23 protein-coding genes are annotated in these 25,177 nt (G+C 65.4%); 15 read left to right on the top strand and 8 right to left on the bottom strand.

Annotated features, from left to right (window positions below; genetic code table 11):
* Positions 1 to 78 precede the first annotated feature (78 nt).
* The 5 genes from U1R88_RS25785 (at position 79) to U1R88_RS25765 (ending at position 4,613) form a co-directional block, all read left to right on the top strand.
* Positions 79 to 1,368 (top strand): glutamate-5-semialdehyde dehydrogenase, encoded by a 1,290-nt coding sequence (locus tag U1R88_RS25785; RefSeq protein WP_322433831.1) that lies wholly within the window; start codon positions 79 to 81, stop codon positions 1,366 to 1,368.
* A 93-nt stretch (positions 1,369 to 1,461) separates the two neighbouring features.
* Positions 1,462 to 1,983: a transcriptional repressor gene (locus tag U1R88_RS25780; RefSeq protein WP_068294352.1), complete on the top strand. Its 522-nt coding sequence runs from the start codon at positions 1,462 to 1,464 to the stop codon at positions 1,981 to 1,983.
* 112 nt (positions 1,984 to 2,095) lie between these two features.
* The gene (locus tag U1R88_RS25775) at positions 2,096 to 2,839 is read left to right on the top strand and encodes a hypothetical protein (RefSeq protein WP_322433830.1); all 744 of its coding nucleotides are present in this window, start codon (positions 2,096 to 2,098) and stop codon (positions 2,837 to 2,839) included.
* An 80-nt stretch (positions 2,840 to 2,919) separates the two neighbouring features.
* Positions 2,920 to 3,507, top strand: a complete 588-nt coding sequence (locus U1R88_RS25770; protein WP_322433829.1) for a hypothetical protein — start codon at positions 2,920 to 2,922, stop codon at positions 3,505 to 3,507.
* Positions 3,508 to 3,689: 182 nt separating this feature from the next.
* The gene (locus tag U1R88_RS25765; protein ID WP_322433828.1) at positions 3,690 to 4,613 is read left to right on the top strand and encodes a MerR family transcriptional regulator; all 924 of its coding nucleotides are present in this window, start codon (positions 3,690 to 3,692) and stop codon (positions 4,611 to 4,613) included.
* A gap of 13 nt (positions 4,614 to 4,626) precedes the next feature.
* Here the strand turns inward: U1R88_RS25765 and U1R88_RS25760 are convergent, their stop codons facing one another.
* The gene (locus U1R88_RS25760; protein ID WP_322433827.1) at positions 4,627 to 5,532 is read right to left on the bottom strand and encodes a LysR family transcriptional regulator; all 906 of its coding nucleotides are present in this window, start codon (positions 5,530 to 5,532) and stop codon (positions 4,627 to 4,629) included.
* 90 nt (positions 5,533 to 5,622) lie between these two features.
* On the opposite strand from U1R88_RS25760, the gene U1R88_RS25755 reads away from it, so the two are divergent.
* Entirely contained in the window at positions 5,623 to 6,399 is a 777-nt protein-coding gene (locus tag U1R88_RS25755; protein WP_322433826.1) for an SDR family oxidoreductase, read from the top strand.
* Positions 6,392 to 6,799 carry a GlcG/HbpS family heme-binding protein gene (locus tag U1R88_RS25750; RefSeq protein WP_322433825.1) on the top strand — a complete coding sequence of 136 codons (408 nt, stop codon included), beginning with the start codon at positions 6,392 to 6,394 and terminating at the stop codon, positions 6,797 to 6,799. Before U1R88_RS25755 ends, U1R88_RS25750 begins: the two co-directional genes overlap by 8 nt.
* Before the next feature lie 42 nt (positions 6,800 to 6,841).
* Here U1R88_RS25750 and U1R88_RS25745 read toward each other — a convergent pair whose 3' ends face one another.
* On the bottom strand, positions 6,842 to 7,942 hold the full coding sequence (locus U1R88_RS25745) for an FUSC family protein (RefSeq protein ID WP_322433824.1): 1,101 nt from the start codon (positions 7,940 to 7,942) through the stop codon (positions 6,842 to 6,844).
* A 146-nt stretch (positions 7,943 to 8,088) separates the two neighbouring features.
* On the opposite strand from U1R88_RS25745, the gene ispG reads away from it, so the two are divergent.
* The 3 genes from ispG (at position 8,089) to U1R88_RS25730 (ending at position 12,026) form a co-directional block, all read left to right on the top strand.
* Entirely contained in the window at positions 8,089 to 9,342 is a 1,254-nt protein-coding gene (gene ispG / locus U1R88_RS25740; RefSeq protein ID WP_068299368.1) for a flavodoxin-dependent (E)-4-hydroxy-3-methylbut-2-enyl-diphosphate synthase, read from the top strand.
* Between the two features lie 429 nt (positions 9,343 to 9,771).
* Positions 9,772 to 10,770 carry a LysR substrate-binding domain-containing protein gene (locus U1R88_RS25735; RefSeq protein WP_322433823.1) on the top strand — a complete coding sequence of 333 codons (999 nt, stop codon included), beginning with the start codon at positions 9,772 to 9,774 and terminating at the stop codon, positions 10,768 to 10,770.
* A 374-nt stretch (positions 10,771 to 11,144) separates the two neighbouring features.
* On the top strand, positions 11,145 to 12,026 hold the full coding sequence (locus U1R88_RS25730; protein WP_322433822.1) for a LysR substrate-binding domain-containing protein: 882 nt from the start codon (positions 11,145 to 11,147) through the stop codon (positions 12,024 to 12,026).
* Between the two features lie 15 nt (positions 12,027 to 12,041).
* Here U1R88_RS25730 and U1R88_RS25725 read toward each other — a convergent pair whose 3' ends face one another.
* A complete protein-coding gene (locus U1R88_RS25725; RefSeq protein ID WP_322433821.1) occupies positions 12,042 to 12,797 on the bottom strand; it encodes an RluA family pseudouridine synthase in 756 nt (251 codons plus the stop codon).
* Between the two features lie 203 nt (positions 12,798 to 13,000).
* Between U1R88_RS25725 and ftsY the strand changes: the two genes are divergently transcribed.
* The 4 genes from ftsY (at position 13,001) to U1R88_RS25705 (ending at position 16,654) form a co-directional block, all read left to right on the top strand.
* Positions 13,001 to 14,272, top strand: a complete 1,272-nt coding sequence (ftsY, locus tag U1R88_RS25720; protein ID WP_322433820.1) for a signal recognition particle-docking protein FtsY — start codon at positions 13,001 to 13,003, stop codon at positions 14,270 to 14,272.
* A 3-nt stretch (positions 14,273 to 14,275) separates the two neighbouring features.
* Entirely contained in the window at positions 14,276 to 14,947 is a 672-nt protein-coding gene (locus U1R88_RS25715; protein ID WP_322433819.1) for a septation protein A, read from the top strand.
* A gap of 7 nt (positions 14,948 to 14,954) precedes the next feature.
* Positions 14,955 to 15,755, top strand: coding sequence for a metallophosphoesterase (locus U1R88_RS25710; RefSeq protein WP_322433818.1), 801 nt, complete (start codon positions 14,955 to 14,957; stop codon positions 15,753 to 15,755).
* A 146-nt stretch (positions 15,756 to 15,901) separates the two neighbouring features.
* Positions 15,902 to 16,654 carry an arginase family protein gene (locus U1R88_RS25705; RefSeq protein ID WP_322433817.1) on the top strand — a complete coding sequence of 251 codons (753 nt, stop codon included), beginning with the start codon at positions 15,902 to 15,904 and terminating at the stop codon, positions 16,652 to 16,654.
* Positions 16,655 to 16,781: 127 nt separating this feature from the next.
* On the opposite strand, the gene U1R88_RS25700 is transcribed toward U1R88_RS25705, so the two are convergent.
* Together U1R88_RS25700 and U1R88_RS25695 are read right to left on the bottom strand one after the other, a co-directional pair.
* Positions 16,782 to 17,564, bottom strand: a complete 783-nt coding sequence (locus tag U1R88_RS25700) for a transporter substrate-binding domain-containing protein (RefSeq protein WP_322433816.1) — start codon at positions 17,562 to 17,564, stop codon at positions 16,782 to 16,784.
* 96 nt (positions 17,565 to 17,660) lie between these two features.
* Positions 17,661 to 18,740, bottom strand: a complete 1,080-nt coding sequence (locus U1R88_RS25695) for a DUF2125 domain-containing protein (RefSeq protein WP_322433815.1) — start codon at positions 18,738 to 18,740, stop codon at positions 17,661 to 17,663.
* A 254-nt stretch (positions 18,741 to 18,994) separates the two neighbouring features.
* Here U1R88_RS25695 and U1R88_RS25690 point away from each other — a divergent pair, with 254 nt between their 5' ends.
* A complete protein-coding gene (locus U1R88_RS25690) occupies positions 18,995 to 19,279 on the top strand; it encodes a BolA family protein (protein ID WP_068299014.1) in 285 nt (94 codons plus the stop codon).
* Positions 19,280 to 19,289: 10 nt separating this feature from the next.
* On the opposite strand, the gene U1R88_RS25685 is transcribed toward U1R88_RS25690, so the two are convergent.
* The 3 genes from U1R88_RS25685 to U1R88_RS25675 form a co-directional block, all read right to left on the bottom strand.
* On the bottom strand, positions 19,290 to 20,855 hold the full coding sequence (locus U1R88_RS25685; protein ID WP_322433814.1) for a peptidoglycan L,D-endopeptidase MepK: 1,566 nt from the start codon (positions 20,853 to 20,855) through the stop codon (positions 19,290 to 19,292).
* A gap of 345 nt (positions 20,856 to 21,200) precedes the next feature.
* Entirely contained in the window at positions 21,201 to 23,207 is a 2,007-nt protein-coding gene (locus tag U1R88_RS25680; RefSeq protein ID WP_322433813.1) for a L,D-transpeptidase scaffold domain-containing protein, read from the bottom strand.
* Positions 23,208 to 23,372: 165 nt separating this feature from the next.
* Positions 23,373 to 24,890: a sigma-54-dependent transcriptional regulator gene (locus U1R88_RS25675; RefSeq protein WP_322433812.1), complete on the bottom strand. Its 1,518-nt coding sequence runs from the start codon at positions 24,888 to 24,890 to the stop codon at positions 23,373 to 23,375.
* Between the last annotated feature and the right edge of the window lie 287 nt (positions 24,891 to 25,177).

The raw sequence follows: 25,177 nt of genomic DNA, 5'->3' as shown, positions 1-25,177 counted from the left end.
ACCCCAAACCCTTGCAACGACACTCGATCCGGCCTAACCACGTCAGCCTGATCTTTTGAAAAACCGACAGGGTGAGCCATGCCCGACGAAAACCGGGGAATGGAAGACGGCAACGTCATTGCCGTCATGCGCAAAGTAGGACAGGCGGCCCGGTCGGCCGCGCGGATCCTGGCGCTCGCCCCGGCCCCAGCCAAGAATGCCGCGCTCGAGGCAATGGCCAAGGCCATCCTCGCCAATGAGGCCGCCATCCTCGCCGCCAATGCGCTTGATGTCGCCGATGCGCTCGCCCGCGGCCAGATCGCTTCCTATGTCGACCGCCTCACCCTCGACGAGAAGCGCGTCGCCGGCATCGCCGCGGCCATCCGTGAGGTCGCCGCCCAGCCCGATCCGGTCGGCCGGGTGCTGGCGAACTGGACGCGGCCTAACGGCCTGGAATTCGAGCGTGTCTCGACCCCGCTCGGCGTCGTCGGCGTGATCTTCGAAAGCCGCCCCAACGTGCTGGCCGATGCCGGTGCCCTCTGCCTGAAGGCGGGCAATGCGGCGATCCTGCGCGGCGGCTCGGAGAGCTTCCGCACCTGTAGCGAGATCGCCAAGGCTTTGCGGGCGGGCCTGCAGGCCGCCGGTCTGCCCGAGGCAGCCATCCAGATGGTGCCCACCCCCGACCGCTCCGCCGTCGGCGCCATGCTGGCCGGGCTCGATGGCAATCTCGACGTGCTGGTGCCGCGCGGCGGCAAGAGCCTGGTTTCCCGGGTACAGGTGGAGGCCCGCGTGCCGGTCTTCGCCCATCTGGAAGGCGTCAATCATACCTATGTCCATGCCGGCGCTTCGCTCGACATGGCTATCGCCGTGGTGCTCAACGCCAAGATGCGCCGCACCGGCGTGTGCGGCGCCACCGAAACCCTGCTGGTCGACCAAGCCGTGGCGCCGGTCTTCCTCAAGCCGCTGGTCAAGGCGTTGCTAGAGGCCGGCTGCGAAGTGCGAGGCGATTCGCGCACCCTCTCCGTCGATCCCCATGTGAAGCCGGCCGATGACACCGACTGGGCCACCGAATATCTCGATGCCATCATCTCGGTGAAGGTGGTCTCAGGCCTCGACGCGGCGCTCGCCCATATCGAGCGCTACGGTTCACACCATACCGATGCCATCGTCACCGACGACGAGGCCGCCGCCCAGCGCTTCCTCGCCGAGGTCGATTCGGCCATCGTGCTGCACAATGCCTCCACCCAGTTCGCCGACGGCGGCGAATTCGGCTTCGGCGGCGAAATCGGCATCGCCACCGGCCGCATGCATGCCCGCGGCCCGGTCGGCGCCGAGCAGCTCTGCTCGTTCAAATACCGGGTGAAGGGCCAGGGCACGGTGCGGCCTTAATCCGGGATCGCGGGCATCTCAGGGAATGACTGTATTCCCCCGGAAGCTGGCAAAACCGGCCTGCCATTGCTACATATCGGGCGAGAGGTTTCCATGGCCCACCGCCACGCCCACGATCACGAGCCAGCCCCGGTCTTCGCCGAGCCGGGCCATGACCACAGCCATTGCAGTTCGACTGTGCTGGCGCGGGCGGAGAGTCTTTCGGCCGAGCGCGGCGTCCGGCTGACCCAGATCCGCCGGCAGGTACTGGAAGCGCTGGCCGCCACCCATCAGCCAATCGGCGCCTATGAGCTGATCGAAAAGCTCGAGGATGGCGAGGGCAAGCGTCCGGCTCCGATCACGGTCTACCGCGCTCTCGATTTCCTGCTCGAACAGGGCTTTGCCCATCGCATCGAAAGCCGCAACGCCTTCATCGCCTGCGCCCATGACCACAAGGATGGCAGCGTGGTGATGTTCCTGATCTGCGAGAGCTGCGGCACCGTGGGCGAAGCGGAATCCGATGCCGTGGGCAAGGCCCTCGCGACCGCCGCCGGCGCCATCGGCTTTACCCCGCGCGGCCAGGTTATCGAGCTCGCCGGCATCTGCCGCCACTGCCGGGCCAAGGCGGCGGGCTGAGGCGCGACATCCGGCCTCCCCAGCAGGCCCCTGCCCGCATAAGACCCTGTACCCTCTTGCAAAATCCTCGTCGGCAAGTGCATCTTCGGCGGACTGGCGGCATAAGGGTGTCATGGCTGTGCGCATGGGGTTCGGCCTGGTGGGCTGCGGGGTCACGCCGTTCAACGGTGGACCAGAACCATTGGTCAAGTTTGACCTCTCCCGCAGCCGGACCGTGCTTCTCCTCCTGCTTTTCACCCTGATCATCGACGTCCTGGCAACATATGCCCTTGCGGCACAAACCGTGTCGGCCGCGGGACCGCGAGAAACCGTGACGCAGGCCATTCGGGCCTGCTGGCCCCAGGCGCAACCTGTCGACAAACCTCTATGGATCAAGCTGTCCTTGAAGGTCGACGGCAGCCTCGCCGGCAAGCCGCAAGTGATCGATCCGATGGGTGCGGTCGCGGACGGCGCCGCCGAAGGCCTTGTCCTGCGCGCCATCCAGCATTGCGCGCCTTTCAAAGGTCTCAAGGCCTTCAAGGCCAATTTCCGCGACTGGCGCGAGACCACGGTCGAGATTGCGCCGACCGCACGAACCGTTGCTGCCGCTGCCGGCCCGACGGTCCCAGTCGCCACCCCCGCCGCCACGACGGATGCCGGCGTCGAACCCGGCCTGGTCGCCTCGGCGGCGATCGCCGTCATGCTCATCTTCCAGATGCTCTCCGACGCCGGCTTTGCCTTCCAAAGCTGGCGCCGGCATCGCCAGGCCGGCCAGCCCGGCCCCTGGCAAACCGCCCAGGCCCTGCCGTCCCGGCCCGTCAAGCACCTTTCCCGGCCGCTCGATCCGGTGAGCGACCCCAAGAACTGGCGGGAATGACATCGCCCATCGCACGACGATCTCAGTAGCATCCTCAAGCGTTCCGACTTCATCGTCATCGCCTTGAAAGGTCGCCCCTCATGCCTCGCCGTGCCGCATCGGCCTTGCTGCTGGCCCTCACCCTTGTCTTTGGTACCGCGACCGCCCCTGCATCGGCGAAGGACAAGAACCCGTCATTCGGCAGCTTCGGTATCTTTGCCGAAAACGCATGGGGCAGCTTTCGCTTGTGGTTGTCGGCGGATGGCGACAGCTTTATTCAAAAGTACCGACTGGGAACCTACAGAAGCGCCACCGGAACGTCCCAGGGGAACGACGCGCTCTATGTGCGCTATCGCTTTCATCTCTCTCCCGATGAAGTGGCTCGGTTCAGCGCCTTTTTGAGGCAAACCCCGCCTTGGCGCACGGATTGCCGAGAAAAGAACATCGTCTACGATGCCACCACCACGACGATCTGGCAGCAACAGGGTGGAAAATTGCACGCGGTCTGCCAACCTCCAGAGCCGCTGCATCGCAGCGCGGCCTTCTGGGCGGTGTACAAATTCGCCGACAAGCTCGACGGTGCCGGGCCCTCGATCGAGATCTATCGGGGCGGTGTCGACGAATGGTCTCCTCCCGGCTTCCCGACGGATACCGAAATCCGCCAGGCCATGCGGAATAGAGGCGGGTGAGGACAGGAACCCGATGCACTCAAGCATTCTGACGTAGCCGCACAACCGGCGTTGCCGCTTGTCGCGACGGCCGCGTTCCCTTTCCTGCAAGCACGACGTTTCCAGGAGCGGACGAGACGTCCGCGCACCCGGAATCATGGCCGCTTGACTCTCCACTTGGCGGAGCCCGTACAACTCGCCCCATGAGCGAGAAAACCTACACCATCGGCGAGCTCTCCAGGCTGAGCGGCATCGCCGTCCGGCGCATCCGCTTCTATTCCGACAAGGGACTCCTCCCGCCCGCCGCACGGGCCGAGAGCGGGTACCGCGTCTATTCGGAGGCGGACCGGGCCAGGCTCGATCTCATCCTCGCTCTGCGCGATGCCGGCGTGAAGCTCGGCGACATCGCGCGCCTCATCGCCCGCCGCCTCGGCCTCACCGACGTCCTGGCTCTGCGCCTGGAAGCCATCGAGGCCGAGATTTCCGCCAAGCGCCGCATCGCCGCCGCCTTGCGCGCCACGCTGAAGCTCGCCGATCCCACCCCGCAAGATTTGAGGAGACTGTGGACCGTGACCGCCCTTTCCCAGAACCAGTTCCGCACGACCATCGAGAATTTCTATGACGAGGTCGGCGCCGGCGCCCGGATGGATCCGGCCTGGCGCGCCAGGATGATCGAGGCCTCCACCCCGGATCTGCCCGACGATCCCAGCCCCGAACAGATCGACGCCTGGACGGAGCTCAACGGCATCCTGACCGACAAGGCCTATATCGGCGAGATGCGGGCCAGCATGCAGCAATTGTGGCATGACGGCTTCGACCCTGCCGCCTATCGCCAGATTTCAGACGAGACCTTCGCCGAGGTGCGGGAGGCGATGGCCAAGGGCATCGCGCCGAATTCGGACACCGGCAGGGCCATTGCCGAGGCATGGCTGCAGAAGTCGGCGCAGGCGATGAACAAGGAACCGGACCAGGCTTTCCTCGACTGGCAGCTCGAACAATACCGCAAGCACCATGCCCGCTCGCGGCGCTATCTGGAACTGATGGCGATCCTGCGCGGCGACCCGCCCGGCCAGCTCGCGGCCAGCGAATGGGGCTGGATCGTCGAGGCCCTGTCGAACCGGCTGTGAACCGGCCGCGCCGTCATCTTGCGCGAATGGCGGCAATCAGGGCGCGCAACCCGGCCGAAACATGGCGGTGCCCGGGATAATAGAGGCACAGGCCCGGAAAGGCCGGGCACCAGTCGTCGAGGACGCGTTCGAGACGCCCGTCGGCCAGGGCATCGATGACGAGATGGTCGGGCACGAAGGCGATGCCGATGCCCAGGATCGCCGCCTCGACCATCAGGGGCTGGTCGGTCAATGTGAGCGGACCTGTGACATTGATCGTCTCCGTCATGCCGTGACGCTCGAATTCCCAACGATAGATCGCACCGCTGTCGAAACGGAAGCGGATGCAGGCATGGCGATGCAGGTCCTGCGGCACCGCCGGCCGGCCGTGGGTCGCGAAATAACCCGGCGACGCCACCGCGGCAAAGCGCGCGGTTTCGGTGAGGCGCACCGCGATCATGTCCTGCGGCACCGCCTCGGCCAGCCGGATGCCGGCATCGAAGCCGTCGGCAACGACGTCGCTCAGCCTGCCGTCGCTGACGATGTCGAGATGGACCTGGGGATAGTCGCGCGCGAAGCGTGCCAGCACCGGCAGCAGGACGAGGCGGATCGCGCCTTCGCTGGAATTGATCCGTACCGTTCCGCTCGGCGTCTCACGGAAATCGTCGACCACCTGCAGCGCCTCGGCCATCGAGGATACCGCCGGCCGGAGCTTGGCGGCGAGACGTTCCCCCGCATCGGTAAGGGAGACACTGCGGGTCGTCCGGTTGAACAGCCGAACGTCGAGGCGCTGTTCCAGGCTCTTGACCGAATGGCTGACCGCAGAGGGCGTGACGTCGAGTTCAACCGCCGCCGCACGGAAGCTGCGATGGGCGGCAACCGAGAGGAACACGGTGAGCGCGAAGAGGTCTGCGCTCTTTAATTGATGAATATTTCTCATCTCTACATCAAGAATTGGAGAGATTGTTGCAGCAGTCAAGGCTCCGTAGGGTAGCGCCCGGATCTCGATCATCGAGAACGGAGGAAAACCATGTCCAAGAAAATCCTGATTACCGGCGCCAGCTCCGGCTTCGGCCGCGGGGCGGCGATCGAGCTCGCCCGCCAGGGGCACGCCGTCGTCGCGACCGCCGAATCCTGGCCCCTGGTGCGCAGCCTGCGCGCCGACGCCGCGGGTGCCGGCGTCAAGCTCGAAGTCATCAAACTGAACCTTCTCGACGACATCGATATCGCGCATGCCGCGGGCTACGACCCCGACATCCTCGTGCTCAATGCCGGCTTGATGGAAAGCGGCTCCGTCGTCGACATCCCGATGCAACGCGTGCGCGAGTCGTTCGAGATCAACGTCTTCGGCCATCTCAAGCTGGCGCAGGCCATCGTGCCGAAGATGGTGGCGCGCAAATCCGGCAAGGTGGTGTGGACCTCCTCGATGGGCGGCATCCTCGTCATTCCCTTCGTCGGCATCTATTGCGCCACCAAGCACGCCATCGAGGCCATCGCCGGTTCGATGAGGGCCGAATTGGCGCCCTTCGGCGTCAAGGTCGCCACCGTGAATCCGGGCGTGTTCGGCACCGGTTTCAACGACACCGGCGCGGAGAGCCACACCCAATGGTATGAGGCCGGCCGCGCCGTCGTGCCCATGCCGGACTTCACCGGCGCCCTCGCGGACCAGAACGATCCGCAGGAGATGATCGATGCCATGGTCGAGATCATTCCGGCCGAGGAACATCTCTATCGCACCATGCGTCCCCTCGACACCATCAAGGCCGCCAGGCAGTGGCAGGAGACGGAGTGGACCCAGAATGCCTGAAATCACGCTCGACCATGCCCATCATATCCTGGCTCGGGGCCGTGCCGCCGCGAAGGAGGCCGGCATGAAGGCGGTCTTCGCGATCCTCGACAAGGGCGCGAACCTGGTGGCTTTCTCCCGCATGGACGGCGCCTGGCTGGCATCGAACGAGCTTGCCCTTGCCAAGGCGCGCACCTCGGTGATGTTCCAGGCTCCCACCGAAACCCTGAATGCACCGTTGCAGATCGGCCAGCCGGTTGCGCATTTCGACCACATCCACACTGGTGGCCTGCTCCTCATGGGAGGCGGCGTACCTCTGTTCGACGCCGAGGGAGCCTTGATCGGCGGGCTGGGGGTGTCCGGTGGCAGCCCCGAACAGGACGCTGCTCTTGCCCGGGTGGCATCGGCGCGACCAAGCTGACGCCAACGCACCGGTGCCTGCCTGCTAAGCAGGGCCGGCGCCCTATTCCCGCGCCAGGTCGGAGCTGCGCTCGACCAGGTCCTTGATGTCCTGGCCGAGTTGCTCGAAGCCGAAGCGCAGGGCGTAGAGGCGGCCGACCTCCTCGCTCTGCAGTTCGCGCAGCACGCCGGCACCGCGCAGCTTGTCCATGGCGGCGACATAGGCGGACAGGCTGGCATCGAAGCCCGCGGCATCCGGCCCGAGAAAGCCGCGCCGCAGGGCTTCGGCGATGCCGCGCAGCAGGCCGACGGTGGCATCCCGCATCGCCTCCAGAGGCTCGGTCAGGGTCGGCGCCACCCGCTCCGGCAAGGCGCGCGCACAGACGCGGGCAATGATGACGAGATCGTGCCGGACCCGGTAGAGCGTGCGCGCCATCGGCTCGGGATCGATGGCATGGCTGAGATGGGCGCTGCGCTCGCGCACCGTCTCCTCCACCGCCGCATCGATCTGGCGCAGGGCGGCGCGGATGTGCTTGTTGATGCCGGCCAGCTCCGGCCGGCCCTTGCCGTCGAGGAGGCTGCCGGTCAGGGCAAGCAGGAGCTCGGCGTTGAGATCGGCCACGCGCGCGGCCGCAGCGGCAAGCGCGCCCTGCGCCCGCGCCGGCAGCACGAAGAGGGCGACGCCGACCCCGACGATAATGCCGAGCGCAATCTCCGCCACGCGCTCGGCCGCATAGGCATAGGGCGGCAACAGCGTGCCTCCCGCCGGAATCAGCACGATCAGCGCGGTGATGGGCGCCACCCGGAAGCTCGGTCTGAGAGCCGAAGCCACCGCCATCGGCGCCACGGCGGTCAATACCGCCAGGCCGAGCGCGACATTGCCCTCATAGTGCGGCAGCACCACCGACACCACCGCGCCCCACAGAGCCCCGAGCAGCGTGCCGGCCATCCGGTCCATCGCCGCCTTGACCGAGCCGCCGAGGCTTGCCTGCATGACGATGATGGAGGTGATCACCGCCCAGCTCGACTGGGAAAGATCCACCAGCTTGACCGCGACGAAAGTCAGGCCCGCCGCCACCGTGACGCGCACGGCCAGGGCCAGTTCCATGCGCTTGGCCGCGAACCATTTGAACAGGCGTGCCGTGGCACCAGCGCCGATCATCATCAACCCATCACATCATTTGCAAGATGCGATGGTAGAAAGGTTCGGGCGGAGCGCAACCTCTGCGTTTTCCAATCCACGGTGTGCCGAACCTTGACGTGCCTGCCGGTGAGGTCCATGTCATCCCCAAACGAAACCAGCGGTGCCCGATGATCCCGTCCTATGCGCGCTTTGGCCTGATGTCCCGTCGCCCTACCGTCCCCGTCGATGTCGGTGGCGTCCTGGTCGGCGGCGGCGCGCCCATCGTGGTGCAGTCGATGACCAATACCGACACCGCCGATATCGACGGCACCGTGCGGCAGGTCGCGGCGCTGGCCCGAGCCGGCTCCGAAATGGTGCGCATCACGGTCGATCGCGACGAAGCCGCCGCGGCGGTGCCGCGCATCAAGGAAAGGCTGATGCGCATCGGCGTGACCACGCCGATCATCGGGGATTTCCATTATATCGGCCACAAGCTGCTGGCCGACCATCCCGCCTGTGCGCAGGCGCTCGACAAATATCGCATCAATCCCGGCAATGTCGGCTTCAAGGACAAGCGCGACCGCCAGTTCGGTGCCATCATCGAGATGGCGATGCGCCATGACAAGCCGGTGCGCATCGGTGCGAACTGGGGCTCGCTCGACCAGGAACTGCTCACCCACCTGATGGACGCGAACGCCAGGAGCGAAGCGCCGGTCGATGCCCGCACCGTGACCTGGGAAGCGCTGGTGCAATCGGCCCTGCTCTCCGCAGACCGCGCGGTGGAGATGGGCCTGCCCAAGTCCCGCATCATCATCTCGGCCAAGGTCTCGGCGGTGCAGGATCTCATCGCCGTCTACAATGAGATGGCCAGCCGTTCCGACTATGCCCTCCATCTCGGCCTCACCGAGGCCGGCATGGGCTCGAAAGGCATCGTCGCCTCGGCCGCCGCGCTCTCGCCGCTGCTACAGGCCGGCATCGGCGATACCATCCGCGTCTCGCTCACGCCCGAACCCGGCGGCGACCGCACCCAGGAGGTCAAGGTCTCCCAGGAGATCCTGCAGGTGATGGGCATCCGCACCTTCGTGCCGCTGGTGGCCGCCTGCCCCGGCTGCGGACGCACCACGTCCACTGTGTTCCAGGAACTCGCCCAGAGCATCCAGGGCTTCATCGTCGACTCGATGCCTGACTGGAAGACGCGCTACCCGGGCGTCGAGACGCTGAAGGTCGCGGTGATGGGCTGCATCGTCAACGGCCCCGGCGAGAGCAAGCATGCCGATATCGGCATCTCGCTCCCCGGCACCGGTGAGACGCCGACGGCGCCGGTGTTCATCGACGGCCAGAAGGCCGCGACCTTGCGTGGCCCCGGCATCGCCGACGAATTCAAGCAGATGGTGATCGATTATATCGAGAACCGCTACGGGGTCAGGCCGGCGGCGGAGTAATCGCTGGGAGCGCGGACGTCCTCGTCCGCTCTTCCTTTCCTGCGGCCGCAGCGTTTCCAAGAGCGGACGAGGACGTCCGCGCTCCCAGGCTTACCGGTACCGGTCGATCAGGTCCCGCCCCGACGATGCGACCTCCCTCCCGTCGTCCCGACCAGTGCTGCCATCGAGCACGCCGATATCCCGCAACAGATGATCCGAGAGATCGTAGAGACCGACGAAACGGGGCCGTACGAACGTCTCGCTTCGCTTTGCCGGGCGCTCTCTATCCGCTTGGCTGCAATAAGACTGCCCTATGCGATTGAATTGAACGGCCGTCATGGCCAAATCTCCTGTGCGGCAATTAGCAATATCTGACAGAGATATTCCCATTCCGTGCGGGGTGTGGCTAATTGAAGCTCGATTTGGAGCCATAAAACAGGCTTATCGCAAATGCCCCTTCCGCTTCCGCCCCTCACCGCCATCCGGGTGTTCGAAGCCGTGGCGCGGCACCAGAGCTTCACGCGTGCCGCCAACGAACTCGGCATGACCCAGGCCGCCGTCTCCTATCAAATCAAGCTGCTGGAAGAGCGCTTCGGCGCACCGCTTTTCCTGCGTCGCCCGAAACAGGTCGAGCTCACGGAAGCCGGCCAGCGCCTGGCACCGGCGGTGAGCGAAGCCTTCTCCCTGCTCGCCCAAGCCTATGCCTCGGCGCGCGGCGATGCGGAGGGGGTGCTCACGGTCACGGCCTCGATCACCTTCGCTACGACCTGGCTGGCCCGCCATGTCGGCGCCTTCCAGATCCGCTACCCTTCCCTGGCCGTGCGGATCGACGCCATCAATCAAGCGGTCGACTTTGCGCGCAGCGACATCGATCTCGCCATCCGCCATGGCGACGGCAACTGGCCGGGTTTGTGCAGCCACCGCCTGCTGTCGGGTGAGTATTCCCCCATGCTCAGCCCGAAGCTCGCCGCCACCATCGGCGGCGTGAAGCAGCCAGCCGATCTCCTGCGCCTGCCACTGCTCGATCCTGGCGACACGTGGTGGGACGATTGGTTCGATCTCGTCAAGGTCGCCCGCCTTCCCAGGGCCCCGGCACGCGGCGAAGTGCGGGCCACGCCGGCGATCACGCGCGGGCAGGATCGCTTCGGCGGCGTCCATCGCGGCCCAGTGGAGATCCCGTGCATCGGCTCGCAGGCCTTCGTCGGAACCGCTGCGCTGGACGGCCAGGGCGTCGCCATCCTCTCCTGCGCCCTGTGGGCCCAGGACCTGGCGGAAGGGAGGCTGATCCAACCGTTCCATCAGGTCGCCGGCGAACATTCCTTCTACCTGGTCTATCCCGAAGCCCGCCGCAACCTGCCGAAGATCCGCGTCTTCCGCGACTGGATCCTGGAGGAGGTCGGCAGAACCGCCAGCATCGGCAACCGTGGCGAAGAGGCCATGGCCTCATAAGACCATCGGGAAGCCGGCCCCCTTCCGTGCTTCTCTATCGATAGCGATCGATCAGATCGCGAGCGCTGGCTGCAGGCTCGGGCCGATCGCCCTTCGCATGGCCATCGATAACCCCGATATCCCGCAGCAGGTGATCGGGGAGCTCGCGTAGCGCCACCTTCCGCAAGGCCGCCCGACCAGCCGGCTGCGTTTCATCATGCACCGCATCGGCCCTGTATGAATAAGCTTGCCCTATAGGTTCAATCCGCGCCACTATCATGGCTAAATCTCCAGATCGGCCTCGCTTTTGGCCGTTTCAACTGCAGATTTTTCATGAATTTCGGACGCTGACGAATTGAAGCTCAAGCAGTGCCCATAAAGAGAGCTGATGCATCGTGAGCACTGTGCTGCCGCCGCTGGCCGCCATCCGGGTCTTCGAGGCCGTGGCGCGGCATCTGAGCTTCACGCGCGCAGCGGCCGAACTCGGCATGACCCAGGCTGCCGTCTCCTACCAGATCAAGCTCCTGGAAGAGCGCTTCGGCGGTCCGCTCTTCCTGCGCAAGCCGCGCCAGATCGAGCTCAGCGCGGCCGGCCAGCGCCTGGCACCGGCGATTACGGACGCCTTCGCCCTGATGACGGAAGCCTATGCGGCGGCGCGTGGCGGCATCGAGGGGGTGCTGACCGTCTGCGCCCGGGTAAGCTTCGCTACAAGTTGGCTGGCGCGCCATATCGGCGCTTTCCAGCTCGCCCATCCCGCACTGGCGGTGCGCATCGAGGCGACCGACCGCGCCATCGACTTCACGCGCGAAGAAACCGACATCGCGGTCTTCTTCGGCACCGGCGACTGGCCCGGCCTGCAGGCGCATCATTTGCTGCATGCCGATTTCACCCCGATGCTGAATCGCGACCTCGCCGCTCGCCTGGGACCGGCCTGCATACCCGCCGATCTGCTAAAACTGCCGATCCTCGATCCGGGCGATCGTTGGTGGGGCGAATGGTTCCGGGCTGCCGGCGCCAGCTACGAGATGCCGGCGAATGCCTACAATCTCAGCACCCAGGCCATGATCAGCGTGGCGGCCAAGGCCGGCCAGGGGGTCGCCATTCTCTCGACCGCCCTCTATGACGACGACCTCGCCGAGGGACGCCTGATCCAGCCTTTCGACCTCGTGCTGCCGAGCGACCGGGCCTTCTACCTCGTCTATCCCCAAACGCGCCGCAACCAGCCCAAGATCCGCGCCTTCCGCGACTGGATCCTGGCGGAGCTGGCGGGCGGGTAAGAAGGGTGGTTGCGCCTATTTCGGCCTGAGACCGCGGCGGCGCACCGGCTCGACTGCCGGCTTCACCAGTTCGAGTGGTGTCGGGCTGACAGGTCCCTGATAGCCGAGGGTCGCAAGGTGCTCGCCCATATGGTCCGGCGGCGCTGCTTCCGCCGTGACGGCCGGCTTCTTGGGCAGGATCGGGACGCTTACGCCCCGGGCGTGCAGATGCAGGACAGGACCGCCCTCGCGCGGCGCGCTGCCATAGATCGGATCGCCGACGATCGGAAAGCCGGAGGCTGCGCAATGCAGGCGCAGCTGATGGGTACGGCCGGTGCGCGGCTTCAGCTCCAACCAGGCAAGGCCTTCGGCCCGCCCCAGCACACGGAAATCGGTCTGCGCCGGCAAGCCATCCTCGGCCGGCTTCATCCACCAGCCTCGCTCGGGCGAACGCCGGGCGATCGGCATGTCGATCAGGCCGCTGTCCTCCGCTGGGCCACCCTCGACCACCGCCCAATAGGTCTTCTCGACGCCACCCTTGGCGAAGAGGTCGTTGAGGGTGCGCAGGGGCCTGGCATGCCGCCCGAGCACCAGGCAGCCGGACGTATCCTTGTCGAGCCGGTGCGCCAGTTCCGGATTGCGGGGCAGGCCGAAGCGCAGTTGCTCCAGCATGGCCGTGAGATTGGGCCCTCCCTTCGGCCCGGCATGCACGGGCAGGCCGGCAGGCTTGTCGAGGATCAGGATCAGGGCGTCGCGGTGGATGAGCCGCGTAGTCAAATCGAGCGATATCATCGCTTAGCGCTATCGTGATCGGGCATTGTCGGCTAGAGGTTCCTTCAACATGAGACCATTTTTCGGTGGCAGGCTGGCCACCCAAGAGCAAAACGCGTCGACGACCGAGCGCATTTTGCTCTAACTTCTTGTTTTGACGCGTCTTTGCGATTCTAGGCGATTCCGCCTGATCGCAAAACGCTTTTGGGATTCAGAACGTTTCGATGACTGAGAGCGACAAGCAAAAGCCCGGATTCTTTTCACGGCTGTTCGGGCGAGGCGCCACGACGCCCGAGACCGAAACCAGGCTTGAGACCGAGACCAGGCCCGAGCCGACCGCCGAGCAGGCGCCGCCCGTTCCCGCCGAGGAGCCGCATACTCCCGAACAGGTGGCAGACATACCGCTCGAAGCCCTGGTCGAACCTGTGCCCCTGGCCGCGGCCGAACTGATCGTTCCCCTGGCGCCTGAATCGCTCGCCCCACCGCCCCCTGCGCCGGCACCGCCTTCCACACCGGAGCCGTCTCCGGCTCCCCGCGCCAGCGAGCCGGCCCCGCCCCCCCCGCCGGCTCCCGTCGAGAAGAAATCCTGGTGGCGCCGGCTGCGCGACGGCCTGTCACGCTCCTCCAGCGCCATCAGCCGCGGCATCACCGACATCGTCACCAAGCGCAAGCTCGACGCCACCACGCTCGAGGAGCTGGAGGACGTCCTGATCCAGGCCGATCTCGGCGTCGATGTCTCCACCCGCATCGCCGCCGCGATCGGCAAGGGACGCTTCGATCGCCAGATCTCGCCCGAGGAAGTCCACCAGGTCCTGGCCAGCGAGGTCGAGACCATCCTCACCCCCGTGGCCAAGCCCCTGGAAATCGACCGTTCCCGCAAGCCCTTCGTGCTCCTGATGGTCGGTGTCAACGGCTCGGGCAAGACCACCACCATCGGCAAGCTCGCCGCCAAGTTCAGCGCCGACGGCCTCAAGGTGATGCTGGCCGCCGGCGACACCTTCCGCGCTGCCGCCATCGAGCAGCTCAAGGTCTGGGCCGAGCGCACCCGCTCGCCGATCGTGGCGCGTGAGCAGGGCGCTGATTCCGCCGGCCTTGCCTTCGACGCCCTCAAGGCGGCCCAGGAAAACGGCTCGGACGTGCTCCTGATCGACACTGCCGGGCGACTGCAGAACAAGGCGCAGCTGATGGACGAGCTCGCCAAGGTGGTTCGCGTCATCAAGAAGATCGACGAGAGCGCACCGCATGCGGTGCTGCTGGTGCTCGACGCCACCGTCGGCCAGAACGCCATCTCGCAGACCGAGATCTTCGGCAAGACAGCCGGCGTCACCGGCCTGGTGATGACCAAGCTCGACGGCACGGCGCGCGGCGGCATCCTAGTGGCGCTGGCCGACAAGTTCGGCCTACCGGTGCACTATATCGGCGTCGGCGAGGGCATCGACGACCTCGAACCCTTCTCCGCCCGGGACTTCTCCCGCGCCATTGCCGGGATGGAGTGAGCCATGACCATTGAAGCCACCGCCAAACCGCGCCAGAAGGTCAATCCCGTCCTCAAGCTCGTCCTGGAAATGGGACCGCTGGTCCTGTTCTTCCTCGCCAACTACAAGCCGGAATTGTTCAAGCCCCTGGTCGAGCGCTTCATGGCGCCGGCCCTGTTCGAGGGGCCGAGCGGCAACATCTTCACGGCCACCGCCGTGTTCATCCCGGCCACGGTGATCGCGCTCATCGCCGGCCTCGTGCTCACCCGGCACATTCCGGTGATGCCGCTGGTCTCTGGCATCTTCGTGCTGGTCTTCGGCATCCTGACGCTCTGGCTGCAGGACAAGACCTTCATCAAGCTGAAGCCGACCATCGTCAACACGCTGTTCGGCCTGATCCTCTTGGGCGGGCTGGCCTTCGGCAAGCCCCTGATCCGCATCGTCCTCGACGCCGCCTTCGACCTCAAGCCCGAAGGCTGGCGCAAGCTCACCCTGAACTGGGGCCTGTTCTTCCTGTTCCTGGCGGTGCTCAACGAGATCGTCTGGCGCAATTTCTCGGATAATTTCTGGACCAATTTCAAGGTCTTCGGCACCATGCCGATCACGCTGATCTTCGCCGCCACCCAAGTGCCGATCCTGATGAAATATGAGGTGAAGCCAGACAGCCCGGACGCAACCGAGCAAAACAAGACCTAGGTCGATCATGCGTCTTTGGGTCTTGTCGGATCTCCACGTCGATAACAGCCCCTATACGCTTGCTCCAACACCGATCGGGGCCGATGCCGTCATCATTGCCGGCGATGTCTGCAACCGCCTGCATGACCGGGCCCTGCCTTGGCTCGCGCAGCATGTCCTGCCCCGTGGCCTGCCGTTGATCTATGTCCCCGGCAATCACGACTTCTATCGGGAGAACGTGGAAACGGAACTGCGCAAGGCCCGCGATCGGGCGCGGCTGGAAGGCATTCACCTGCTCGCTGAAGGGGAGACTCTCACCGCCGGCGGGGTGCGCTTCATCGGCGCCACGCTGTGGACCGACTATGCTGTCGGCGGCAGCTCCTTCCTGGGGCAGGTCGCGGCCGGCATGCAGATGAACGACCACAAGCTGATCCGGACAGGGCCCAACTATCGGCGCTGGCAGACCAGGGACGCCTTGCTCAGCCATGGCCGCCACCGTTCCGCGATTGCCAACACCCTCGCCCAGCCTTTCGACGGGCCCAGCGTCGTGATCAGCCACCATGCGCCGCATCCCCATTCGCTATGGAACAATGCAGTCACCGAGCCGATCGACGCCGCCTATGCCAGCGACCTGACGTCCCTGATCGCCGAATACAGGCCTCGGCTGTGGGTCCATGGCCATATTCACGCAAGCCGTGACTATCGCGTGCACGAAACCCGCATCGTCAGCAATCCGCGGGGCAATATCTATGCCTATCGCAGGGGCAAGCAATCCATCATCGAGGTGGAGAACCCTGACCATGATCCGAGCCTGACCGTCGAAGTTTGAGCCAAAGCAACGCTGCCGGCCTTGAAACTGGACGAATACGCCCGATACGATGGCAGACCCGCCTCCAATCCGGGATGACAACAGTGACCAGACAGTTTGCATATACGGTATTTCAAGGCCGGGCCGGCGATCACAACGATCTGGCCATGCCGGGAGCCCAGGCGATCGGCGAAGCCTTGGCGCGGCGGACGGGCATCGCGCCTTTCGTGGTCGGCAGGCCGGAACCTGCCCTGAATACCGGCTGGCGCGAGGAACTGGACGTCGCGCTGCCGGCACTTAAACAGCTGCAGGCCCGCTTCGACGACGTGCTGGCGAGCGGGGCCGTTTCCATTGCGGCGACCAGCCGCTGCGCGGTCTCGCTTGCGACACTGCCGGCCGTTGCCAGGCATCGTCCCGATGCCTGCATCGTCTGGTTCGATGCCCATGGCGATCTCAATACGCCGGAGGCCTCGACATCGGGCTTTCTTGGCGGTCTCGCCATTTCCGGTCCCGCCGGACTGTGGGACTCGGGTCTGGGAGCGGGCTTGAGCCTCGACCAGCTCGTTCTCGTGGGCCAGCGCGATCTCGACCCCTTCGAGCAGGATTTGATCGACAGGCGCGGCATTCCGCTCGTTGAGGCACGCGGCGACCTGGCCGCCGAATTGCGCAAGGCAATTGCCGGCCGTCCAGTCTATGTGCATCTGGATTGCGACGTGCTGAATCCGGGCGTCGTGCCGACCGACTATGCCTGCGAAGGCGGCCTGTCGCTCGCCAATCTCCGTGCCTGCTGCGAGGTGATCGCCGAGCAGGCCTTCGTAGGCATCGAGATCGCCGAGTTTCAATATGCCTGGGAATCGGGAGGGGAAGCCTTTTCCCCAGACCCGCTCCTCGATGCCCTGGCGCCGATCCTGGCGCAGTAACCCGATCCGGCCTATCGGGACACCCGGCCGCAGAAAGACTGCCCTGCCATCCCCTTTGCGCCGCCTGCGGCGGCCCCGGGAATGACAGCTCCCTTTTGCCGGCATACGTCAAACATTGTGCGGCCTGCTACTTGAACCACTTGTCGTAGATCTTCTGGTAGGCCCCCGTCTCGATCGATTGGTGCAGCCACTGATCGACGAACCCCTTCAGACCGATGTCGCGCTGCAGCCAATAGGCCTTCTCGGCAAAATTGAAGGGCTTGTCGGGGTGCACGGCGCACAGCACGCCCGGATGCAGCTTTTCCTGATAGAGGGTCTCGGAGGCATCGGTCATCATCAGGTCGGCCCGCCCCGCAGCCACCTCGTCGAAGATCTTGGTGTTGTCGGGAAAGATCACGATCTTGGCCTGCTTCAGGCTGGCGCGGGCGAATTTCTCGTTGGTACCGCCCGGATTGGCGACCACCGTCACCCCCGGCTTGTCGATATCCTGAAGCGTCTGGAACTTGCCCTTGTCGGCGCAGCGGGCGATCGGCGTCTTGCCTTCGCGCATATAGGGGCTGGAGAACAGGCCCTTCTTCTGGCGATCGAAGGTCACCGATACGCCGCCCATGGCGACGTCGAACTTGCCGGCCTCGAAATCCGCCGACAGGTTGGACCAAGTCGTCGGCACGATCTCCAGCTTCACCCCCAGCGTCTCCGCAAGGCTCTTGGCCTGATCGATGTCGAAGCCGGAGAACTCGCCGCTGGCGGGGTCCTTGTAGCTGAAGGGACGATAGTCGCCGGTGGACCCTACCCTGAGCACGCCGGCAGCCAGCACGGCATCAAGCCCCGGCGCCGACGGCGCCTCCCGTGCGATGGCGGCCGGTGCAAGGCAAAGCAGGCCGAGACAGACGACAAGCGGACGAAGCATGTGATTCCCCCAAATGGTTTGTTGCGCGCAGCATAGGGCTGCGAGCCCATCATTCAACCCATTGGGAGGGATCCGTCGTCGCCCCTGCCCTCGCCGCTATTCCGGCACGAACAGGCGCGGCAGCTTGAGGCCGGGCAGGAAGGCACCGGCGCGGACCTTGCCGTCGGCGATGGTCAGGGGCACTTCGACCGCCGCCTTGCCATCGATGTTGGTGGGCTTGCCGAGGACGGGCAGGCCGACGGTGAGGGTCGTCGCCACCATATCAGGCACCCGGCCCGATTGCTTGAGCGTCTGGGCGAGCTCCGGCACGCCGGCGAGGGCCACCGTCAGATCGCCGGAGGGAAAGCCGCTGGTTTCCAGTCCGACCGTGCCGGTCGCCTTGACGACGCTCGGGCCGCGTTCGACCTGGGCCTGGGTGATGGTCAGCGTGCCGCCGGCGGCAGCCCAGTCGCGCAGGCGCTCGGGCATCGGCATGGGCCTGAGGTCGATCTTGGTGATCAACCCGCGAAAGGTCCCCTTCATCGGCGAGGGAGCACCGAGGAAGTCATCGAGCGGCGCGATCGCCTTGGCATCGACATCGGCGGCCAGATCATAGGCACCCGGCGCGGCGTTGGTGCCCTCGGCCAGGCGGATATGGACCTCGACATTGCCTTCCTCGACGAGATTGATGGCTTGGTCACCGCGCTTGACGGTACCGCTGAGGCCCTTGATCACCACCGCGGCATTCTGCGGCCCGGAGGTCCAGATCGACATGCTGGCCTCGGCGCTCTTCCAATCGGCTGTCAGGGTTGCGCCGGCATCGCTCTTGTCGACCAGCGTCACCGGTCCCTTGGCCTGGAGCAGCACCTTGTTGGGCTGGTAGACCTGGGCCACCGCATTCACCTCGGCAAGTGCGGCACTGAAGGGCCTGTTGGCCTTGGCGCTCTCGACCGTTGCCTGGCCGCAATGCATTTCCAGGCGGAAGGGATAGCCGCCGATGGTCTGCTCGCCGCATTGGATCTGGCGTCCGAGCTCGGCCTGCTTGGTCAGGAAACGGTCCCATTCGGCTTCGAGCCGCGTGGAGGCGTACCACCAGAAGCCCGACCAGGCGATCGCGATCAGGGCGAACAGAATGGTCGGCAGATAGATGCGGCGGGAGGAGCGGCGCGGTGCGGGATTGATCAGGTCGGTCGGCACGAAAAGGTCTCGCTAGAGCGTTTTGCGATTTGACGGGATCACCACGAATCGCAAAGACACGTTGAAACAAAGAGCTAGAGCAAATGAGCCTTCACACTTGAACGCGTTTTTGCTCTAGGATTGGCCAGGTCACCGATAGATGCATCGGCCTCTTGAATCAGCCTTGTTTTAGCGCAGGAATAACGTGATTCGAGACGAGGCCCCTCTATCGCGGAGAATTGGGCCGAAGTCAGGGCAATAGGAAACCTGCGAACGTGACATCATCCATTCAAGATCTGATCGAAACCAGTCTCCAGTCGGCACTCGCACCCGACCGTCTGATCGTGCTGGACGAATCGGCTGCCCATGCCGGCCATGCCGGCCATCGCGAGGGCGGCGAGAGCCATTTCCGGGTGAGGATCGTCTCACCGCATTTCAGCGGACGCAGCCGTGTCGATCGCCATCGCCTGGTCAACGAAGCCCTGAAGCCTGCCTTCGCGCGCGGCGTTCATGCCCTGGCGATCGAAGCCAGCGCACCGGGCGAACCGGTGCGCTGGTAAAAGCTCAGGCCTAGTTGGAGGCGATCGAGCCGGTGAAGATATCCGGCATCGGCGCGAAGCTGGCGACGCGCAGGGGCTTCACCGCGGCGCCGGTGAACTTGTCGGCCCGCAGATCCTGATAGGCGGCCACGCCGAAGCGCACCACCACCGTCTTGGCAGGCGCGGCGATCAGCGATGCCGTGGTGCGCAGGTCCGGCTTGACCAAGGTCGCCTGCTGCTTGTTGCGGGCAGCGGAAACCGGTGCCGACAGCGAAGCAAAGTTCTGCTTCTCGAAGCGCGTCGCGATCAAAGCCGGCCGTGGCGGCCGGGCCGTGTTGGTCACGGGCGCCGGATCGGCGAAGCCGAGGGCACGCTGCGACTGGCGGTTGGCACTACGCTTCATGAAGCCTTCGCTGCCCTGCGAAAGATCTGCGAAGATCGGAGGCTTGGGATCGAGCACCGGCCGCGTCGCCGGCACCGCCGGCGGGGCATCCAGGGAAGCGAGCTGTACGGGAGCCGCCTGGCTCTCTTCGGCTGCCGTGCCCGGACGCAGCGGCGGCAACGGCACATTGGCAGCCATCTCGCCACCCGCACCAGTCGCTCCGGTCTGCCAGATCATGCGCGGACCGGTATCGGCGGAGGCGAGTTGCGCGGTCGCAGCATCGGCAGCCTGTGCGGCGTCGATGTCGTTGGGACGGCGCTCGGGCAGCGGCACGGGAGCCATGCGACGCGGCGATGTCGCCAGTTCATCGGCCATCGCCATCTGCTGCATCGCCGGAGGAGCCACTGGGGCCGCCGGCTGCGGCGCCACGGCCGGTATGCGGGCACTGCTGCGCGTCGTCGGCGCATAGGCCTGGGCCACTTCGACCGGCGGGGCGCTGGTGGTCGTATTGCTGCGCGAGCCGAACAGCGCCGCGAAGAAGCCGCCGCCACTGGTCTCGGCGACATCATCCTCGCCGGCGCCACCGCCAGCCGAGCCGCCATTGCGGCGAATTTCGTTCATCGCCAGCTGATAGCCGGGCATCGGGCGCCCGTCCGAGGGTACCAGCACCGTCTTGCCATCGGGGAAGACGGAAGCGAGTTCGCTGCGCGACATGCGCGGCCACATGCGCACGCCGCCGGAATCCATATGGACGAAGGGCGAGCCGGACGAGGGATAGTAACCCACGCCGCCACGCTGCAGGCGCAGGCCGGCGACCCGCAGCTTCGACAGCGACACGCCGGGGATGAAATAATCGATCGCCTTGCCGAGCGTGTGCTGGCTGAATTTGGCGACGCCGCGCGAACGCCGGCGCAGCATGCCGTTGGTGCCGGGCGAGCGATAGCCGCAGACGATGTTGATCGGCTGGGAAGCGCCAACCTGGCGATAGACCAGCCACAGCGTATCAAGCGTGCGCGGATCCATGCGCACGGCCTGGTTCTGGCGCCAGTCGCGCATGAACCAGTCGATCTTTTTCAGCGCGGCGGAATCATAGGAGCCGTTGCGCTTATAGGTGATGTTGATGGTCTCGCCCGTATGCAGGTGGCGCATATAGAGCGAGCGGGTATCGCCATTGGCAATCGCGTCCTGCGTCGGCCCGACCAGAACCGTCGTCATCACGGTGGATGCGAGGGAAATGGCCAGAATGCGACCGGTACGCGAAACTTTGATCCGGGGCAAAAGGCTGAGTGGGTTCTGCACGATTAGCACTCTCGGCAAATAGGCGAAGGAACCAGAGCCGAGCGTATTTCCACAAATGGGACGCTCGGCACCAGGTCCGGATTGCCGGAGTCTTGCCGAGATTGGTTAAAGCACCGTTGATGCACCGTTCGACCCCTAATATCTAGCCGTTGAAACCGGCCTTGGGAGTGGCCTTTTGCTTGGGAAACGTGGCAAAAAGACGAACGCGGGTTGGCGAACGCCAACCCTTACCAAACATGGTAAATCGTTGCATAACAGATTTCAGCCGGGAAGGCCAAGCGCCGAAATCACCTTCCGGTCATATCCGTAGATGTCGTTGAGGCGCTGCAATTCGCCGTCACCGTCCACATAGGCGGTGAAATAGGCGATGTGGACCGGAATTTTCCTCTCCAAATCAATGCGCTGTTCGTTCCCGCCCTGCAGGCCGCGGACGCTGTCCTCGGTCCAGCCATTGCCCATCACCAGCTCGGCAAATTTATAGGGGTTATCCACACGCACGCAGCCATGGCTGAAGGCCCGTTCGTCACGCGAGAACAGGTTGCGCTGCGGCGTGTCGTGCAGATAGACCGAGAAATTGTTCGGGAACATGAACTTGATGAAGCCGAGCGCATTGCGTTCGCCCGGCGGCTGGCGCACCTGCATCTGGCCGCCGACATAGCTCACCTCGTAGCCCCGGCGCTCGAGATAGCCGGGGTCCTGGGCGAGCTTGGGCATATATTCCTTCTTGATGATCGACTGCGGCACGTTCCAGGACGGATTGACCACCACGAAGCTCATCTGGTCGGAGAAGATCGGGGTCGGCGTGTTGGCCTTGCCGACCACCACGCGCGCCTCATAGCTCAGCACACCGTCCTTAGTGAACCAGACCTTGTATTCGGGCACGTTCACGAAGACGTTGGTCAGTCCCATGTCGTGCGGCAGCCAACGCCAGCGCTCCATATTGGCGATGATCTCGCTCTCGGTATTGACGCGCGGCTGGCGCAGGGCCGCATTGAGGGCGACCACCGTGGCGGGCCCCAGCGTACCGCTGGCCTTGAGATTGCGGGCGGCCTGGAAATCGCGCACCGCCGCCTGCAAGGCATCGTCATAGACATCGCTGTCGGCATCGCTGGCCGTCAGGCCGAGGCGCGTGCGCAGCACCGCCACGCGGGTGTCCGTCATGCCCACCTTCAGCGTGGGACCAGCAGGAACCTCCGGCAGGGTGGCTTCGGCGGCAGCGGCATTGGCGGCCCTGACGTCGGCCAGCTTCTGCTTCAGCGCCAGATATTGCGGTGAGGCCGGATTGTAGCCGTCAAGCACCACGACGGGATCGGAGGCGATCGCCACCGAAGCGAGCGCCGCCACCGGGTCGGGCATGTTGGGAGCCTTGGCGATGTCGCGGCTGATCTGCCTGGTGTCGACCCGGCCCGAGGAAGCCTGGCGGACATAGGTAAGGATAGCAGCGCTCAGCGCGATCTCGGCATCCGCCTGGGCATCGGCGCTCGCGCCGCTCAGGGCGTCGAGCCCGGCAACGCGGAAGGCCGAGGCGTCAAGGCCATCCTCGCCGGCGCGGTTCATGCGATCGACCAGGGCCTTGGCCACGGGCGTGAGCGCACCATTGTCGATCCAGAGCGGCGCCGCGCCGCGCAGCGCGTAGAAATCGCTGATGGCCTGCGCGTCGGTGCCGCGCTTGGCGACGTAATCGGCAAGCCTGGCAGCGAGGTTCATGGTGACGGCGGCAGGAGCAACCGATGGCCCGGGAGCAGGCGTGCTGGCCTCAGCCGGCGGCACGGGCTCAGCCTTGGGCTCGACCCTGGGGGCCTGCGTCTCAGCCGGAACGGCGGCGGGGATTTCCGGGGTCGGTGCCGCGCTGGGAGCGGGTTGCCCGGCGGGCGAAGCGGCAGCCACGGACTGGGCGCCCGTCGGCGCGGCCTCGTCCTTGGGGGCCGTTGCGGAGATCGAGGACGGCGTATCCGGGGCCACCGCCGTCTCGGTCGGCTTCGGCGCCATTTCGACGGGAGCCGGCACCGGAACGGGGCCAACCGGCGCAGGTGCAAGGGTCGCGGTCGAAGCCGGTGCGGAGTCCGGCTTGACATGCTGCACGCTCACCCGCTCCTGCGGCGAAGCGGCGGCGGGCGCCGTCTGCGGCACCGCCGGGGCGAAGGCGCTCTGCTTTTCACCGGCACTCAGGCCAGGAACCGACGGCGCGACAGGCGCGGCAGCATCGGGCGTTTGGCTGGTGGGCGTACCGCTGTCTTGGGCATAGGCCGGGAGCAATGTGGCGCTCAAGCTCAAAGCCAGAGCGACCGAACTCAACAAATTAGCGCGGTAACTCATAAGATTCCTCAATCTCCGGCGCCCAATGTCCCAACGCCGCCTGCAATTGTGTCGATAGTGACAAGTACCATGCCAGATTCAAGACAAATTCTGGTGTGCAAACGATCACATAACCGTTCACGCCGCCTGGTGAGACTCGCCCGTTTCTCCGGCTCTCACGCCGATCGACGCTTCGTCAAGCCCAAGTTCCTTGAGCTTGCGATAAAGCGTGGATCGTCCGATGCCGAGCTTGCGCGCGACCTCGGTCATCTGCCCGCGATGATGGCGGATGGCGAATTTCAGCATGTCCGTTTCCAGTGATTCCAGCGTGCGGACATCCCCTCGCGCATCGAGCATGGTCATGGTGTGGGGTTCGCGCACCGTGATGATCTCGCGCAGCGGCGCCCCGGTGATCATGGCCGGGCCGGTGTGGACCGGCTTGGGCGGCAACAGCGGTGCGGAGGGGATGCGCACGTCGAACCCATCCACGCGGGCGGCGATCTGCGGCAGGTCCGGCACGCCGATCTCGTCGCCTTCGGTAAGGATCACGGCACGATACATCGCATTTTCGAGCTGGCGCACATTGCCGGGCCAGTCATAGGCCGCGAGCAGCGCCTGAGCCTCGGCGCTGATGCTGCGCACCGCCTTGCCTTCCTCGGCCCCGAAGCGGGCGAGAAAATGCCAGGCAAGGTCGGTGATATCCTCACGCCTCACCCGCAGCGCCGGCAGCATGATCGGGAAGACATGGAGACGATAATAGAGATCTTCGCGAAACTGCCCTGCCTTGACCAGATCGATCAGGTTGCGGCTGGTGGAGGAGATCAGGCGGAAATCCGTACGCACAGCCCGCCGGGCACCGAGCGGTTCGATCTCGCCGCTACGCAGCGCGTCGAGCAGCTTGACCTGCAGCGTGGGCGACAATTCGCCGACATTGTCGAGGAAGAGCGTGCCACCATGGGCCTCCGCCAGCTTGCCGGCCTGCTTGTCGACGGCGCCGGCTGCGTTCTTGTCCTGACCGAACAGAATACGTTCGGCTTCGGCCTCCGGCAGAGTACCGCAATTGACGGCCACGAAGGGGCGGCCGCGACGTTCGCCGCCACCATGGATCGCCTGCGCCACCATCTGCTTGCCGGTACCCGTCTCACCCTCGATCAGCACGGGAATGGTCGACCCCGCCGCTTTCTCGGCCAGGCGAACCACCCGCTCCATTTCGGGGCCGCGGGCGACCAGATCCTTGAGGCCGAGCTGGCCCGTGACGCGCTTGGCGAGCACGGCTACTTCGCGTTCCAGAGCGCGATGCTTGAGAGCATTGCGGATCGAGGCTTGCAGGCGCTCGGCGCCGACGGGCTTGACCACGAAATCGGCTGCGCCCGCCTTCATCGCCGAGATCACGGCATCGATCGAGCCGTGGGCCGTCTGCACGATCACCGGAACCTGCAGGCCGCGGGCCCGCATGCGACCGAGCACGCCCATGCCGTCGAGATCAGGCATCACCAGATCCAGGACGAGAAGATCGACCTTGCCGCCTTCGAGTTCGCGCAGCGCCGCTTCGCCACTGTCCACGAGGCGGGCATGATAGCCAAAACGCCTCACCATGGCCTCGAGAAGCCGGCATTGCACCGGATCATCGTCGGCGATCAGAACAGTCGAGCCCATCAATCCCCCGTCCCATTTCATCCGACGCAGCGATCGGATGCCGATCCCTGCGGAAACCCGGCATCACCGCGCCAGCACGAGGCCGCCCTCCGGAGAGGCGCCACGATTTCACCCGGGCGAAGCGCCCTGTGTGCCGTTTCGGATCATCTAGGAGGAGAAGCGTGAAGGACTGCTTAACGACGTTTCATCAAAGTCACATTCCGCTGAGATGGTTGAAACCGCAGCCGCGAACGGCGATATGTGTGACCATCATGGGGCCGCATCGCCGGCCCGGCTTTGTTGCAAAC

Origin of the sequence: Labrys sedimenti (genome assembly GCF_034424805.1) — a bacterium.
Taxonomy (GTDB): domain Bacteria; phylum Pseudomonadota; class Alphaproteobacteria; order Rhizobiales; family Labraceae; genus Labrys; species Labrys sedimenti.
Note: the sequence above shows the minus strand (reverse complement) of the source record. Positions and strands in the feature narration are given on the sequence as shown.